This window comes from Latilactobacillus parasakei, assembly GCF_049674265.1.
Lineage (GTDB): Bacteria > Bacillota > Bacilli > Lactobacillales > Lactobacillaceae > Latilactobacillus > Latilactobacillus sakei.
Genome location: NZ_CP186861.1, coordinates 2,167,718 through 2,183,273, shown reverse-complemented (window position 1 = coordinate 2,183,273; position 15,556 = coordinate 2,167,718). Strand labels below are relative to the sequence as shown.

Annotated in this window: 14 protein-coding genes; 3 read left to right on the top strand and 11 right to left on the bottom strand. The window is 41.7% G+C overall.

Annotation, left to right across the window (positions count from 1 at the left end; genetic code table 11):
• Nucleotides 1-26: 26 nt before the first annotated feature.
• The 4 genes from ACPBEH_RS10815 to ACPBEH_RS10800 all read right to left on the bottom strand — a co-directional run bounded on the left by ACPBEH_RS10815 (nt 27) and on the right by ACPBEH_RS10800 (nt 3,660).
• Nucleotides 27-689, bottom strand: a complete 663-nt coding sequence (locus ACPBEH_RS10815) for a rhomboid family intramembrane serine protease (RefSeq protein WP_424349178.1) — start codon at nt 687-689, stop codon at nt 27-29.
• A gap of 12 nt (nt 690-701) precedes the next feature.
• Nucleotides 702-1,244, bottom strand: coding sequence for a 5-formyltetrahydrofolate cyclo-ligase (locus ACPBEH_RS10810; protein WP_424349177.1), 543 nt, complete (start codon nt 1,242-1,244; stop codon nt 702-704).
• Between the two features lie 58 nt (nt 1,245-1,302).
• On the bottom strand, nt 1,303-1,452 hold the full coding sequence (gene rpmG / locus ACPBEH_RS10805; protein WP_011375028.1) for a 50S ribosomal protein L33: 150 nt from the start codon (nt 1,450-1,452) through the stop codon (nt 1,303-1,305).
• 108 nt (nt 1,453-1,560) lie between these two features.
• Nucleotides 1,561-3,660, bottom strand: a complete 2,100-nt coding sequence (locus tag ACPBEH_RS10800; RefSeq protein WP_424350073.1) for a peptidoglycan D,D-transpeptidase FtsI family protein — start codon at nt 3,658-3,660, stop codon at nt 1,561-1,563.
• A 284-nt stretch (nt 3,661-3,944) separates the two neighbouring features.
• Here ACPBEH_RS10800 and ACPBEH_RS10795 point away from each other — a divergent pair, with 284 nt between their 5' ends.
• Entirely contained in the window at nt 3,945-6,560 is a 2,616-nt protein-coding gene (locus ACPBEH_RS10795) for a YfhO family protein (RefSeq protein ID WP_424349176.1), read from the top strand.
• A 190-nt stretch (nt 6,561-6,750) separates the two neighbouring features.
• Here ACPBEH_RS10795 and ACPBEH_RS10790 read toward each other — a convergent pair whose 3' ends face one another.
• Nucleotides 6,751-8,865, bottom strand: a complete 2,115-nt coding sequence (locus ACPBEH_RS10790; protein ID WP_424349175.1) for a cation:proton antiporter — start codon at nt 8,863-8,865, stop codon at nt 6,751-6,753.
• Nucleotides 8,866-8,924: 59 nt separating this feature from the next.
• Nucleotides 8,925-9,836: a UDP-N-acetylmuramate dehydrogenase gene (murB, locus tag ACPBEH_RS10785; RefSeq protein ID WP_424349174.1), complete on the bottom strand. Its 912-nt coding sequence runs from the start codon at nt 9,834-9,836 to the stop codon at nt 8,925-8,927.
• Nucleotides 9,837-9,964: 128 nt separating this feature from the next.
• Between murB and ACPBEH_RS10780 the strand changes: the two genes are divergently transcribed.
• The gene (locus ACPBEH_RS10780; RefSeq protein ID WP_424349173.1) at nt 9,965-10,729 is read left to right on the top strand and encodes an exodeoxyribonuclease III; all 765 of its coding nucleotides are present in this window, start codon (nt 9,965-9,967) and stop codon (nt 10,727-10,729) included.
• Between the two features lie 35 nt (nt 10,730-10,764).
• Nucleotides 10,765-11,301 (top strand): 3'-5' exonuclease, encoded by a 537-nt coding sequence (locus ACPBEH_RS10775; protein ID WP_424349172.1) that lies wholly within the window; start codon nt 10,765-10,767, stop codon nt 11,299-11,301.
• Nucleotides 11,302-11,635: 334 nt separating this feature from the next.
• Here the strand turns inward: ACPBEH_RS10775 and ACPBEH_RS10770 are convergent, their stop codons facing one another.
• The 5 genes from ACPBEH_RS10770 to ACPBEH_RS10750 form a co-directional block, all read right to left on the bottom strand.
• Nucleotides 11,636-12,544, bottom strand: a complete 909-nt coding sequence (locus ACPBEH_RS10770) for a DMT family transporter (protein ID WP_424349171.1) — start codon at nt 12,542-12,544, stop codon at nt 11,636-11,638.
• 11 nt (nt 12,545-12,555) lie between these two features.
• On the bottom strand, nt 12,556-13,083 hold the full coding sequence (locus ACPBEH_RS10765; RefSeq protein WP_424349170.1) for an N-acetyltransferase family protein: 528 nt from the start codon (nt 13,081-13,083) through the stop codon (nt 12,556-12,558).
• Nucleotides 13,073-13,537: a tRNA (adenosine(37)-N6)-threonylcarbamoyltransferase complex ATPase subunit type 1 TsaE gene (gene tsaE / locus ACPBEH_RS10760; protein ID WP_011375037.1), complete on the bottom strand. Its 465-nt coding sequence runs from the start codon at nt 13,535-13,537 to the stop codon at nt 13,073-13,075. The genes ACPBEH_RS10765 and tsaE overlap by 11 nt, the downstream gene beginning before the upstream one ends.
• A 147-nt stretch (nt 13,538-13,684) precedes the next feature.
• Nucleotides 13,685-14,671: a phosphate acetyltransferase gene (pta, locus tag ACPBEH_RS10755; protein ID WP_424349169.1), complete on the bottom strand. Its 987-nt coding sequence runs from the start codon at nt 14,669-14,671 to the stop codon at nt 13,685-13,687.
• Between the two features lie 90 nt (nt 14,672-14,761).
• Nucleotides 14,762-15,451, bottom strand: a complete 690-nt coding sequence (locus ACPBEH_RS10750; RefSeq protein WP_424349168.1) for a uracil-DNA glycosylase — start codon at nt 15,449-15,451, stop codon at nt 14,762-14,764.
• Nucleotides 15,452-15,556 lie beyond the last annotated feature (105 nt).

Here is a 15,556-nt window from a genome sequence, read left to right as displayed (position 1 = left end):
CACCTATCATATTATACCTAAATTTATTAACGATTCATACCCAAGTAGACAAATAAAATAAGGGTAACGACGTAAACTAACCCACTAACCACACGGTTTAGCGGGTTAATTTTCCCGATACGTGGTGCGCCAAGTGCCATGCTACTTAAAAAGCCACCTAAAATACCGCCAACCATCCCATACATCGCATTGCGATTAACGACAAATTGTAATCCGGCTGTTAAAAATAGGAATAACCAATACTGGCGCGCAATCTGACCAAAAACTGGATTATCTTTGAACGCATCACCAAGCATTAAAAAACCACCAAAAATCCCAAGAACGGCTAAGCCCGCTGTAATCGTTTGCGAACCTGTTCCTAAGAAAAGACCTTGCGTGATTAAACTTGCTAAACTACTGAGTATATAGATTGCCAATAAGCGCCAATGACCAATTAATGATTCTAATTGGCTCCCGACAAAATATAAAATAACACAATCCATTAAGAGACTTAAAAAACTAATATGGTTAATTGAAGCCATTAAAAATGGGACAACACCACCTGCCAGCAAGCCTTGCACCGACGTAATTCCCTGCGCCCAAATCATTGGTGCAACAAACATTAACCCAAAATAAAGGACGTTCATGATAATCAAAGCATAAGCGACAAATGGTATTTCCCGCCAATCTTTGTTGTGATTTACTTTCATCTCTTCTCCTTCTTAAGCCGTAATAATGTGCTTTAGTTTAACATCAAATTGATCAACTGACCAATCAGGCACCTTCACTTGTTGTGGCTTTAAAGCGAGTGCAACAGTGTTCATCTGATGAGCTGCCAGATAGCGATCATAATAACCACCACCAAAACCAACCCGCCAACCGTCTAAACTAAAGACAACCCCTGGAACAATCATTAAGTCCGGTACAATTACCTCACCAGTTGCTTGCGGTTCTAAAACACCAAAATGACTTCTCTCAAGAACCGTTGTTGACGTCAACTCATAAAAGGCCATCTGACGCTTAGGAAAAGTTCTGGGCACAACAACCCGTTTCCCCGCTGCTTGCGCAGCCTCAATAATCGGTTGCGTTGCGACTTCAATCGGTTGATTAAGCGTTATCCCAATCACGGTTGCGGATTGAAAAGCAGCACTGTCAATTAATTTTTGTAACAAGATTGCTTCTTGTTGTTGCTTGTTAGCGGGTTGTTGGGCTAAACGCTGTAACGCTGCCAAACCCTGTTGTCGGACTTGTTGCTTAGTTTGCACGAAGACCCCTCCTAACAAAAAAAGCCCGGGCAAGCGCCCCGGCTTTTTTTATGCGTCACTATTTAGTTTCGCGGTGTAAAGTTACTTTGCGTTCGCGTGGGCAATATTTCTTTAATTCCAAGCGATCTGGATTGTTACGTTTATTTTTGTTTGATAAGTAACTACGTTCGTGACATTCTGTACATTCCATTGTAATGTGAACACGCATTGATATAGCCTCCAAGCTGTAAGTAAATTTCTAAAAAACTGTTTAATTCTTAGACTCTTAGTATCATACCATTTTTTCTAGTATCTGAAAAGGTTAATTCGCAATATTTCATTTTGAAATATTATTTAATTTATAGTAATCGGTAATCATTTCACGCGCCAACAAGGTATTGTAGTGCCCTTCATCGGATGTCAAGTTAGGGAAAACAATCGCGATGGCGACTTGTGGATCGTTATATGGAGCAAACCCAACCAGACTTGATGTGACGGTTTCTACTTGCTTGCTGGTTGAATCATTTGGATCTTCACGTGCAAATGATTGCGCGGTCCCGGTTTTAGCACCAAAGGTTGGTTTGATATCCTTCAAGGTATGCGCTGTCCCCCAGGCATTAGTCCCGTTGACAACGTTGTACATCCCTTCTTTAACAACATTAAAGTACGATTTTGGTGCGTTAATCGTGTTTAAGACCGTTGGACTAGTCTTAGATTCAAGTTTGCCCAGGTTACCATCAGTCCCTGTTTGTTGGATTGAATCCACCAAATAAGGTTTCATCCGGTTACCACCGTTAGCAATTGCTGAAATATATTGTGCCAATTGAATTAAGGTATAGGCATCGTAGTTCCCGTAGGATAAATCCAGTGCGGAACCCACGGCTGTACTCCCATCATCCGTTAAAGTTGGCCCTTCAATCCCTTTTGCTTCACCTGGTAAATCGATACCTGTTTTTTGACCTAAACCAAATTGATTGAAGTAACCCCGCATTTTTGTAAAGATATCCGGTGAAATCTTGATGCTCTTATTGGGAATGTACTCAGCTTTCCCTTCACGTAATGCTAATTGCATCATGTAAATATTGGAAGAAACTTCCAAAGCCGATTGTGCTGATAATGACCCGAAAGTCCCCACTGGGTAAACAGATTTCTTAACTGGGGTGCTTGGTAAATAAATTGGCGTATCCGGCAAGGTATTATTAGTTGGTGAAATAACACCGTCCATCATCCCACCCATCACTGTGGCCCCTTTGACAGCAGAACCCATGACGAAGGTGCGATTGATAACCCCTAGCGCATCATCGCTGGCTTGCTTAGTAGTACGGTCGTTTTGTTCACCAGCCATCGCTAAAATCGCACCGGTTTTTGGATTCATCGCAACCGCGTAAGCACCGTCAGAGTACGTCGTTGCGCCAGCGGCTACCGCTTTGGCATAGATTTTCTTCAAGGCTGCTTCCACTTTTGTTTGGTAGGCTTGATCGATGGTTAAGTTTAAATTACTCCCTTTTTGGCCCTTGAAAAGTACTTTGCTTGAGAGAATTTGGTTGTTATTACCAACTTCCACTTGGGTTTGTGATTTAGAGCCATGCAAAATACTTTCGTATTGCTTTTCTAAATAACTAGTCCCAACCCGATCGTTTCGTGAATAGCCTTGGGCTAATAACGAATTGATACCGTCTTCTGGCAACCCTTGTTCTTCTGTTGAAACATGCCCGATAATACTGCGCATTGAATCACCATTAGGATATGAGCGTTCCCAATCGGTCCCAACATTAATCCCAGGTAAACTGGTTAAATGTTCACTAATTTCAGCAATTTCTTTATCAGTGACGTTGTCATTCTTGATATAAACTGTTGAAAGTTGATAAGCACCACTCATAATTTTAAAAATCGCTGCCGCTTGTTTTTGCTTATCTGATAAGCCAGTAAATGACTTTTCAACGAGGTCAATTGTTGATTGATAAACTGTCTTATCCGGAATCTTAGAACCGTCAGCCGCTACTTTTTTAGATTTTGGTAAGCGGGCATTCCATTTTTTAAGATTCTTCGGATTGCTGAGGTAATAATCAATCTGATCACGTTCTGTCAACGTATCTAACTTATCGATGGTTAGATATTTCGTTAACTGATTGGCCTCCGCATACATTTTATCCGCCAAGACGTTCATATTCTTCGTATACGTAATGGCTGATTTAGCACTGTTGCCGACCAACACACGCCCCTTGGCATCCAAAACCATCCCACGGGGGACATTGCCGGTCACGATTTTTTTATCGGTACTATTGACCATCGCCTGATAACTCGCACCGTTTAACACTTGCAAGCGCCCCAATTGAATAATCAAGGCTGCAAATAATGCAAAAACGATAAAAAATAGGAAGTTAAGTCTGAATGGAATATGGGATCTCTCCCGGTTTCTCTTAGTTTTTTTCTTCATAATTTTCACGGACAATCAGTTACTCCTTATTATTAGGCTTTTTGAAAAAGCCTTGCGATTCTTTATTTAAATCTTAATAAAATAAGATTATTGTACATAGCATATGCTTCATTGGTTAAGTTTAGCAAAATTATCCTTAACAAGCTATGCCCAATCTCTAAATTCAAGTGAGATTATGGTATCCTAAAGAGGATTAACATTACTGTTATATTTTACAGCTTTTCATCATTAAAAGCTGTTCATCAAACTAATTTTTAGATTTTTTTATTAATTGGAGGTTTCTCGTGACTCGATTATATACTTTTTTACGACGCCACTACGCGTTAGGCCTTAGCTTCTTACTTCCTTTTGCCATTATTTTTATTTATGGCTTAAGTCGCCACGTCTTTCCGTTTGGCGGACAGACAATTATGACGGTTGATTTAGGGCAACAATACATCGATTTTTTTGCCTACTTTAGAACAACCTTACTTCAGCATCCCGATACTTTCTTTTATTCGTTTGCCAAGGGACTTGGCGGTGATATGCTCGGTGTTTGGGCCTACTACTTAATGAGTCCGTTTAACCTGCTCGTCTTATTGACGCCCGGTAAATGGTTGAGCTTTGGCGTTTGGCTCATGGTATTGCTTAAATACGGTTTTAGTGGGCTGAGTTTTGCCTACTATCTCAAGAAAAGTCGTCTGCTAAGTGGCTGGTGGCTGCCAACACTCAGTCTAGCCTATGCACTATCAGGCTTTGCAATCGCCAATCAATTTAACGTGATGTGGTTAGATGCCATGATTTGGTTACCACTAGTCGTTTTAGGCATCGAACAACTCTTTGAGCGCCATCGTTTTTGGTTATACCCACTTAGCTTAGCGGCTTTATTAATTATCAACTATTATATGGGCTACATGGTTTGTTTATTTGTAGTGGCCTATTTTTTCTGGGCGAGTGTCCATCATTTTAAAACTTGGCGCCAAACTTGCCTCGCCTACCTCAAATTTGCCGGCGGTTCAATTCTAGCTGGTCTGTTAGCGGCTTGGCTATTATTACCGACTTTCTTCCAATTAACACAAAGTAAAGGCCAATATACAATTCAAAAGATTCATTGGAAAATTGAATATAATCCCCTCAAGATTCTCTCTAAATTAGTGGTTGGGAATTTCAATTTCGATCAAATGCCAAAAGGCGAACCCAACATTTTCGTTGGTAGTCTCGTTTTGATTGGTTTTATCGCCTATTTCCTAACCCGCAGCATTCCGATTAAAGAACGACTGGCCGCGTTACTGGTAACTGGGTTTCTCGGTTTATCACTGTGCTTTGAACCGCTCGATTTACTCTGGCACGGCATGCAATTCCCAGTTTGGTACCCTTATCGCTTCTCTTATGTGATTAGTTTCTGGCTAATCGTCTTAGCTGTTCAGCGATTGCATTATCAACCACAGTTCAAGTGGTACAGCTTGCTCGCGCCACTTCTACTACTGGCGGCATCACTTGCTTACACTTTCAAACACGTCAAAGCATTTTCAGCATTATCCGAACGACAAGTACTCCTTAGCCTTGGCTTTTTAATCGCCGTTGGTTTAATTCTAATGTTGCCAGCGCGCTTCAAACGCTATACTGCTGTCTTTTTATTACTGGTTACCGGTGGCGAAATGACCGCCAATGCCATCCTCAGCTTGAATCAAATTAGCTACGTTTCACAAAAGGATTACGCTGATTACACGGAACAACTGCAATCAGCTGTCGCCGCCGTTCCTAACAAAGTCCCGTTCCAACGGATTGGTAAAACGTTCATGCGGACTAAAAATGATCCGATGCAAGCCGACTACTTCGGCGGTTCTCACTTTAATTCAATGTTGGAACCAAGCTATCCTAAATTCATGGGGAGTATCGGTGAACCTGCCGGTGATGGTTCCGTGGCCGATACCAACCAAACGATGTTCACCGACGCTTTACTAGGTTATCGCTATTACCTCAACAGTACCAGCGTTCAAGCAACCGTGCCGCGCAGTACCAACAGACCCGATTTAAGTGACTATCGCCAAATCAAACAAAACGGCCAGATTGCCATTTATCAAAATGATAATGCATTACCACTCGGTTTTGCAGCTTCTGATAAGGTGCTTAAACATAAGGTCACGGCGGACTATCCAATTCTTGAACAGGGCAACATTGCAACCAAGCTAACGGATAATCCTACGCTTGGCAATCAATTATTCACCCTTCAATATTTCAACACCGTTGCTTACCAAAATACTAAGCAAAAACCGAAGTTAAACGAAACCTTCCTCCGCATCAATTCTAAAAAAGATGCGCACGTGACCTACACCTTCACGCCAACGACGAATGACCCTTACTATTTAACACTGGGCTCAAGTCTCGAAAAGAATGCTGTGCGCTTGACGTTAAACGGTCAACCGATTACGCAATATGATACCTTTAGAGATACCGTTGCGCTTAACTTGACTAACAAGGCACTCGGGAAACCGCAGACGTTAGACATCGCCTTTTCAAAGGATGAAATTTGGCTTCAAAACATCAATCTCTATAGTCTTAACTTAGAAGCCTTAAGCAAGATTACGACCCAATTGAAACAATCACCGTTACACATCAAACACTTTTCAAATACGCATATCAGCGGTGATATCACAATCAAACACAAGAATCAGGTCTTAATGACGACGATTCCTTATGCCCCTGGCTGGCAAGTAACGGTCGACAACCATCCCGTAAAGGCGGTCAAAGGGCTTAAGAACTTCATCGCAATACCATTAAAAACGGGTCACCATCAAATCCAACTGACTTACCGGCCTCCTTATTTCAGACTAGGCCTTCTAATTTCAGTCGTTTCGGGATTAATGGCGATCTTAATCGCGATTATAACGCGCTATTTTAGAAGAAGACGACTGTTTTAAAAAAAGAAGAGTGTGGCATAAGTCGGGTATATTCTGAGGATTAACAGAGAGCGGCGGATAATTGCGTTAGCAATTATTCGTCGTTCGGCGTTAACCACAGGAATATGACTTATAGAACACGTTTAGACAAATCATATTTAAACAGAATAAAAAGACGTTCGGGCAAAATTAATTTTGCCTGAACGTCTTTTTATTCTGTATCCGTGTCCGCCAAGATCAACGCGTTTTCAGCGTAGTTAATATCTTTGCGTAACTCATCCGCCAATTCCCATGAAATCTTATGCTGTTCCAATAATTCTTGAATCGCAAGTCGTTCACTCGTTAGCGCCTTGATTCGTAATTTTTGTAGTTGTTGTTCGTAAATATCCGTCTTCGTATGGCCGATATTTTTCATGTTCTCAATTTGATTCCGGTAACGAATAATAATTTGATAAATGACTTGTCGGTTATAATGATGCTGCCGGTTCTCAGGCTGTTTCAAGAAATACGACAGTTGTTTGATCCCCGCTTTCGCCATTTCCTTTTCGGTCGTCCGCCACTCGGTGAGCGCTGCTGTCGATTTTTGCGATGTCTTTAATCTCGCTATTAACCGCTTCAGCATCGTCAAACCACGGTAGAACATCAATTGGACATGACGCCAACTGAAATTACTGCCAATCACCGATAACCCAATTTGTTTCTGCCGGAGTTTCCGTTTACCACGGCGGTACGTTTTGGCCGTAATTTCACCATCAGACCGCAGTGTTTCTAACTTTTGCCGTTCCCCTTCAAAAGCGACCTGCCGCAAAATTAATTCTTCTGCAATCAACGGTGGTAATTCATCGCCTTCTGTCTGCTCATTTTGTTGATTTTCAAACCGGCGCATCATCAGTTGGTATTCAGCAATTAAATCTAGCGCTGCCCGATTATTTTCAATATGACGCAACGACTCAACCGTCCCAACTGCCACACGATACATATAGATTTTGGCATCAAATTCACTCAGTAATTGGTCATCAACTGGCACGAGTTCTGCCTCGTCATTTGTATCTTCGTGAGCGGTTCCCCGTAATTCAATCGGCGTTCTCACCTTGGTTAATATTGGAATAAAGATAATCGCCATTACCAAGCTAACGATAATGACACCGGCTGCAATAAACAGCATTAAACCGCGTTCTGGAAATGGTGAGCCATCGGCAAGCACAGTCGGTACAGAAAGCACCCCGGCCATCGTAATGGCTCCCCGCACGCCTGAAAGCCCTGAAAGGACTGAAATTTTAAGATTATCTTTTAATTGCTTCGGATTCGACTTGTTAGTATACAATAAGTAGCTTAATGTCCAACAGGTTCGAATTAGAATTAAAATCCCCCAAACCGCTAATACCAAGAGAATTTCTTCCCCCGTATTAATCAGTGGACTATGCACCGTCCCCCTCATCGCGACTGGTAATTCGATCCCCAAAATTAAAAAGACAAGGCCGTTCAATAAATAAACACCAATCGACCAAGTTTGTTCCGTCACTAATTTTAATTCTGGTAAATAATCTAAGTAAATATTGCGACTTGCGTGACTAATAATCCCAGCTACAACCACTGCAATGACCCCTGATGCATGGAGTAAATCTTCAACCACTAGATAAATCACAAAAGGGGTAATCAACTGCAAGACGGTGTGAAAAACAACGTCTTCAATCCCCTGTTGCAACATAAACAGTCGAATAAAATGAATTGCATACATCAACAACATCCCAGCAATTGCGCCAACGATACTGATGTATAAGAAATCACCGGCAGCTTGTTGAATCGAGAAGTACCCGGTAACCGCAGCGGCAATCCCGTATTTAAAACTAATCAAGCCACTGGCATCGTTAATTAAACTTTCGCCACTAACCAAATGTAAAACACGCGGCGGCAAGTCGGCCTGTTCTGAAATCGACTGGACCGCCATCGGATCCGTTGGTGATAAAATAGCAGCTAACGCAAAACTCGCTGCCAATGGCATCTTAGGCACTAGCAAATGAATTGCTAAGCCCCCAATCAATGTAGTAACAAATACTAAGAAAATCGCATTTCCAATAATCGGTCCTCGCAACGCCCATAATTCCCGCTTAGGAAACCGGCGGCCGTCGTTAAACAACAACGGCGCGACAAACACTAACATAAACCAATCTGTTTTTAATGGAATCTCAACTGAAAAAAGTAGTGCCACCAGCAAGCCCAATCCAATTTCAATCAGACTGACTGGTAGTCGTGGTACATAGTGACCGATGATATTAGCGACAATCAACAGCATCACTAACAAAATAACAGCTTCAATGATAGCCATCTAAATCCCTCACTTTCATGCAAAAATAGGGGTCGTACAATGACTGGCCCCCATTTTTACTATTCTGATTTTTTACCGATAATTCGCACTTCTGGCTCAAGGCGAACTTCGAATTTGTCCCAAATTATTTCTTGAATATACGCAATTAACGTTAAATAGTCGGTAGCAGTTGCGCCGCCACGATTAACAATAAACCCAGCGTGCTTCTCTGAAACTTGTGCGCCACCGATTTGATGTCCTTGAAGGCCTGCCTTTTGGATTAAAGGCCCCACAAAATGGCCCACTGGTCGTTTGAAGACACTCCCACATGAAGGGTATTCCAACGGTTGTTTAGCAGCGCGTAATGCATTTAACTCATCCATTTTCTCACGGATGGTTGGTGCAACGCCTTTAGCCATTTCAAAGCGGGCTGACAAAACAATACTCCCATTTTCTTGAATCAAACTATGCCGATAGCTGAAGTTTAATTCAGCGTTCGTTAACGTTTCAATTTCGTTATCCTGCGTTAAAATTTCGGCAGAAGTTAAGACATCACTGATTTCACCACCGTAAGCACCAGCATTCATGAAAACCGCGCCCCCAACGCTCCCAGGAATCCCAGCCGCAAATTCTAATCCCGTCAAACTACCACTATAGGCAGCCTCAGAGGTTTGGATAATCCCAGCTCCGGCTTGTGCAACCACGGTTGTGCCCTGCACATCGATTTGATCCATGGCGGTCAAGATAATCACTAAGCCACTAATCCCATCATCACGGACGATTAAATTACTAGCATTACCAATCACCGTAATCGGTAATTGATTTTTCTTAGCGGCTACTAATAATTGGCGTACTTCAGGAACTGACGTTGGCAAGGCTAATAAATCAGCCGGGCCACCGGTTTTGGTAAAGGTATATTTGCTTAAAGGTTCATTGATTTTAACATTAATCGTTTGATTTGCTTCTAAAAATGCGTTGATTTGACTTAACACGGCTGTCGTTCCTCTCAAATAATCTTATTCTAGTTTAACAAAGTAGACCGTAATTGAACAGTCAACACTTCTTTTGCGTAATTACGCATAGACCGTTAAAATATAGGATAGAAACGAGGCGAAGATCTATGAAATTTATCTCTTGGAATGTTAATGGCTTACGAGCCGTCTTAAAAAAGGATTTTATGGCTACTTTTGAACAATTAGATGCTGATTTTTTCTGTCTACAAGAAACAAAAATGCAAGCTGGTCAAGTTGAACTTGATCTACCTGGCTACCATCAATATTTTAATTATGCTGAAAAAAAAGGTTATTCTGGTACGGCTATTTTTACAAAACATGAACCACTCAACGTCACTTATGGTATTCAACAACCCGAACATGACCACGAAGGCCGGGTGATCACTTTAGAATACCCTCAATTCTTCTTGATTACTTGCTACACCCCTAATTCGCAAAATCAATTAAAACGGTTAGATTACCGCATGACTTGGGAAAACGCGTTTAGAGCTTACGTGCAACAACTAGGTACGCAAAAGCCGGTTATTTTCTGTGGCGATTTAAACGTGGCCCACGAAGCGATTGATTTGAAAAATGATCGGACCAACCACAAGAGCGCTGGTTTTTCTGATGAAGAACGGGCCCAAATGACAACCCTTCTTCAATCAGGATTCACAGACACTTTCCGTTATTTCTATCCCGACCAAGCCGATATTTATTCATGGTGGAGTTATCGATTCCATGCGCGTGATAACAACGCCGGTTGGCGAATTGACTATTTCATCACTTCTGACGAGCTCCAACCAAAATTAATGGATGCCAAAATCCATACAGAAATCTATGGCTCCGACCATTGTCCCGTAGAACTTGACACACAAGATTTATTCGCTTAAAATAAGCAAACTTCAAATAAAGCGAGGTAGAAACAGTGAATTTCGTTGCAATGGATTTTGAAACCGCCAATGGTCAACGCGACAGTGCTTGTTCAATCGCACTGGTCGTCGTTCGTAACGATCAAATTGTCGATCAATTTTACACCCTTATTAAACCTGAAACTTATTTTAGTAGCCGTAATAGCCAGATTCACGGTATTTATGAAGAAGATGTGGCCCAAGCCCCTAAGTTTGATCAAGTGTGGCCACACATCGCACCTTTTTTCACACCGCAAAAATTAGTTGTGGCGCACAATGCGACCTTTGATATCGGTGTCCTTCGTAGCACACTCCAACACTACGACATCCCAGAACCTCACTATTTAGCCCTCGACACTTTAACAACTAGTCGTCGGCTTTATCCCCAATTTGAAAATCATAAGTTAAATACATTATGTACCAACTTAGAAATTCCACTCGAAAATCACCACAATGCACTAGCTGACAGTATCGCATGCGCCAAAATCTTGATTAAAGAAGCACAAGATTTTGGCACAGACCCACTAAAACAGGTCACAAAAATAATCGGCTAGAGTGCCCTTCAAAGCGGTTTAACTTCGAGTACTTGCATAGTGTTGTGAATAAGCGACTTTAGTCGATTATTTGCAATACGTAGCAAGATGGAAAAGTTAGCTTTGAACGCACGTTTTAAATAGAGTGCCCTTCAAAGCGATTTAATCCTACCAACAAAAGAGGCTATCAGTAACTGAAATGGTTACTGATAGCCTCTTTATTAGCAATGGTGGATTAAAGCTAAATCAACATTAAGGTGTGTCATTAATACATTTAACCATTAGCAATCGCACTAATGGTTAAATAGCTTTTTATCCACTAATAATTGTACCACATTTACTTTATTACGTTAACTTATTTTTTACTGATTTCTCGGCGATTTCCAAAGCTAAGAATGAAAACTGTGCTGATAACGAGCAAGCCACCGATAACTTCCCAATGATTGAAACTCGTTTTTAAAAATAACACTGTCCCAATTGTCGCAGCTAACGGTTCAAAAGTATTCAATAAACCGGCCGTTGTGGGAGTAATATAATTCAAACTTCCTAAAAAGCAAAGGTTCGCCAAAGCCGTCCCAAAAATGGCAATAAATAACACACTGATGATTGTTGGCATATTCATTGGTGGGGCATCCACCCAAAATGGATGAATTACATTAAATAACACGCCACCAATTAGCATCGCCCAGGCTACAATTACTAATGTATCGTACTTTTGAAACAGTTTCCCTGGGATTAACGTGTTTAACGCCCCAGAAAAGCCGAGGTACAAACCAAGCCCTAAAGCGGCACCTGAAATCGATAACTGAGTTAGTTGCCCCTTAGTGACCAATAACCAAGTCCCTAATAAAGCGACAATCACAGCAATTAATTCCGTTCGACTAGGTTTCTTATGATAAATCACAAGACTGATGATAATAATCATAACGGTCCCTAATTGCTGCAAAATCGTCGTGGTTGGCGCATTACTGGCCTGAATTGTTAAAAAATAAGCGTATTGGACAGCTGATAATCCTAAAATAGCAAAAGCCAATAGTCGACCAGCATCTCGTGGTTGCCGCCAAACTGCTGTGACAGTTTTCGGTTGCTTACTGAATGCATAGCCTAGTAAGAACAGCCCTGAAAGACCCATCTTAACGCCCATCAGCCATTCAGGTGCAATTGACGTGTCTGTGAATAACCATTGTGAAACAGGGCCCTGAATCCCCCAAAAAATTGAGCCTAAAATTGCTAAATAAATCCCTTTTATGCGTTGTTGTGCCACTTTAAAATCTCCTACTCTATATTAATCAAGCGGACCATTTGTAATACCGGTAGCATCCCGACTGCCGGATCATAATAGCCCGCCTTTAGTTTAGCCTCAACTTGAAAACCAAATTGCTGATAAAGTTGAAACGCGCGTTGATTCCGTTCTTGAACTGTTAACACGACCCGGCGTGGTTGCCCACTAGCGCTGATTGTTTGTAATAGTGCGTCTAGTAATCGGGTGCCAATTTTTTGGCGCCAATGCGCCTTTAAAACAGCAACACTCAATTCACCAATATGTTGCAAACCTGGTTCAGGTTCGCTCACCAAACGAGCGGCGCCCACAATTGTAGCCCCATCAACTGCCACCCATAGAGCATCAGTCGAACTATCAAGCACGGCTTGTAACATCAGTTCGCAAAACGCCTCAGACATCGCCAAGTTTTCTGCTGCAATTGGTAAATATGGCGTTTCCTGCACCACTTGGTTTAAAAAACATAAATAAGCCCGTGCATCCGTTTCCTGCACAGGCCGAATTACTAGCGATTTAGTTGTCAAAACTAGCCTCGACCAAGGCTGTATAGCGTGCGCCATGCGGTTCAAAAACAAGCGTCCGCATCTGATCGTCGTCATCATTTTTATTGAAATGAATCGTCAAGTAGTCACTTGGTAATTCATCAGCAATAAATTGACTCCATTCAATGACTGAAACGCCATCCCCATCAAAATATTCCTCTAAACCAAGATCACTGGCGCCGGTTTCTTCTAACCGATAAACATCCATATGATAAAGTGGAATCCGGCCATCTGGGTATTCTCGAATCAAAGTAAACGTAGGACTTTTGATATACCGTTTAATATCCAAACCTTCCGCTAATCCCTTAGTGAAAGTTGTTTTACCGGCACCCAAATCACCGTCAAGTAGTAAAACATCACCTGCTTGCAATTGACGTCCTAATTTTTTAGCAATCGTAATCGTTTCTTCTGGTTGCGTTGTTTGAAATTCTAACATAATTCGCCTCATTCTATTGACTCTTTGTCTGCATTATACCGAAAAATAACAAGTGAGGAAAGCATTGCTATCCGAAGATTCCCAAAAACAAACATAAAGAGGCTTAAGATAACGTCGCCATTATCTTAAGCCTCTTTAATCAATACTCTAATTTTGCAATGCTTGGGCAGCTGTGATGATGGCTAACTTGTAAACATCTTCTTCATTGCTCCCACGTGATAAATCTGAGATTGGTTTATTTAAGCCTTGTAGGATTGGACCGATTGCTTCGAAGTTACCGAAACGTTGGGCAATCTTGTAGCCAATGTTCCCTGATTGTAATTCTGGGAAAACAAAAACGTTTGCTTGACCTGCCACTTTTGAATCTGGGGCTTTTTGGTTAGCAACTACTGGGACGTAAGCGGCATCGAATTGTAATTCACCGTCGATGTCTAAGTCAGGTGCTAATTCTTGGGCAATCTTGGTTGCTTCTTGAACCTTTGTCACTTCTTCGCCACGGGCAGAACCCATTGTTGAAAAGCTTAAAAGCGCCACTTTAGGATCAATATCAAATAATTCAGCAGTACGTGCTGAAGCCACTGCAATCTCTGCTAGTTCTTGCGCATTTGGATTGATGTTGATGGCACAGTCTGAGAATAAATAACGTTCGTTGTCGCGGCCACGTTGCATGATGAAGGCCCCACTTGTCCGTTGAATACCAGGTTTTGTTTTGATGATTTGAAGGGCTGGGCGAACTGTATCACCAGTTGAGTGAACAGCACCTGAAACCATTCCGTCGGCCAAATCAAGATAAACCATCATTGTGCCAAAATAATTAGGATCTTGTAAAATAGTTTGGGCTTGTTCCGTCGTTGCTTTACCTTTACGACGTTCAACAAAAGCGGCTACCATTGTGTCAAAATCTGCTTGAGGATACGCTTTAGGATCGATAATTGTAATCCCTGCGAGGTTAAACCCCTTGGCAGATGCAATGCTTTGAATATCGGCTGCATCCCCGATTAGAATTGGTTTTAAAATCCGGTCAGCATTCAAACGGGCTGCTGCACCAATAATTCTAGGTTCTGTTCCTTCAGGAAAAACAATCTTAAAATCATGACTCGTAATTTTTGCTTTCAAACTTTCAAATAAATCCAAAATAGTAACCTCCATAAAAGCGTTTTATTTATAATCTGATACAATCATACAACGTTTCTTATCGTCCGACAAGTCAATAATGAGAGCGTTTTATTTTTGTTCAGAAACGTCTTGTGGTAATTGCCAATTAATGGGCGTCATTGCCCACTGTTTTAACTGCCGATTTGTTTGTGAAAATGGTTTGGAGCCAAAGAAGCCATGGTAGGCTGCTAGCGGACTTGGATGAACGGCCGTTAACACTGCATTTTGACTTTCATCGATTAAGGCCCGTTTGGCTTTAGCCGCATTGCCCCATAAAATAAAGACCACGTGCCCGCGTTTTGACAAGGCCGCAATCGCCGCATCAGTTAGTTGCTCCCAACCTTGCTGGCGATGAGAATTGGCCTCACCAGCTCGCACGGTCAACACAGTATTTAATAGGAACACGCCTTGATCTGCCCAGGCCTTCAAATAGCCATGATTAACGGGATTGAAATCGACATCCGTTTGTAGTTCCTTATAGATATTCTTTAATGATGGCGGTACTTTAACACCTGGTAATACCGAGAAACTACAGCCATGCGCTTGATGTGGGCCGTGATAAGGATCTTGACCCAGTATCACAACTTTGACTTGTTCGAATGGCGTCCACTCGAAAGCCTGGAAAATGTGATGCATCTCCGGGTAAACCGTAGTCGTCGCATATTCTTGCTTCAAAAATTGATGCAACTGACCATAATAAGGTTTGGCAAACTCTGGTGCTAAAACAGTTTGCCAATCATTATGAATAATTGTTTTCATTTTTTCACCTCACCGATTAGTTTATCTTGTTTTAACACAAGTTGCTAGAAGAATGTGCCCTCCCATGCTAAGATATAACTAAGTCTTTAAAAATACGTTTTCAGG

What these genes read in the sequence shown, in the direction of transcription:
- ACPBEH_RS10790 (WP_424349175.1), bottom strand. Translation starts at nt 8,865, where the DNA reads ATGGCTATCATTGAAGCTGTTATTTTGTTAGTGATGCTGTTGATTGTC.
- ACPBEH_RS10800 (WP_424350073.1), bottom strand. Translation starts at nt 3,660, where the DNA reads ATGAAGAAAAAAACTAAGAGAAACCGGGAGAGATCCCATATTCCATTC.
- ACPBEH_RS10780 (WP_424349173.1), top strand. Translation starts at nt 9,965, where the DNA reads ATGAAATTTATCTCTTGGAATGTTAATGGCTTACGAGCCGTCTTAAAA.
- rpmG (WP_011375028.1), bottom strand. Translation starts at nt 1,452, where the DNA reads ATGCGTGTTCACATTACAATGGAATGTACAGAATGTCACGAACGTAGT.
- tsaE (WP_011375037.1), bottom strand. Translation starts at nt 13,537, where the DNA reads ATGTTAGAATTTCAAACAACGCAACCAGAAGAAACGATTACGATTGCT.
- ACPBEH_RS10750 (WP_424349168.1), bottom strand. Translation starts at nt 15,451, where the DNA reads ATGAAAACAATTATTCATAATGATTGGCAAACTGTTTTAGCACCAGAG.
- ACPBEH_RS10815 (WP_424349178.1), bottom strand. Translation starts at nt 689, where the DNA reads ATGAAAGTAAATCACAACAAAGATTGGCGGGAAATACCATTTGTCGCT.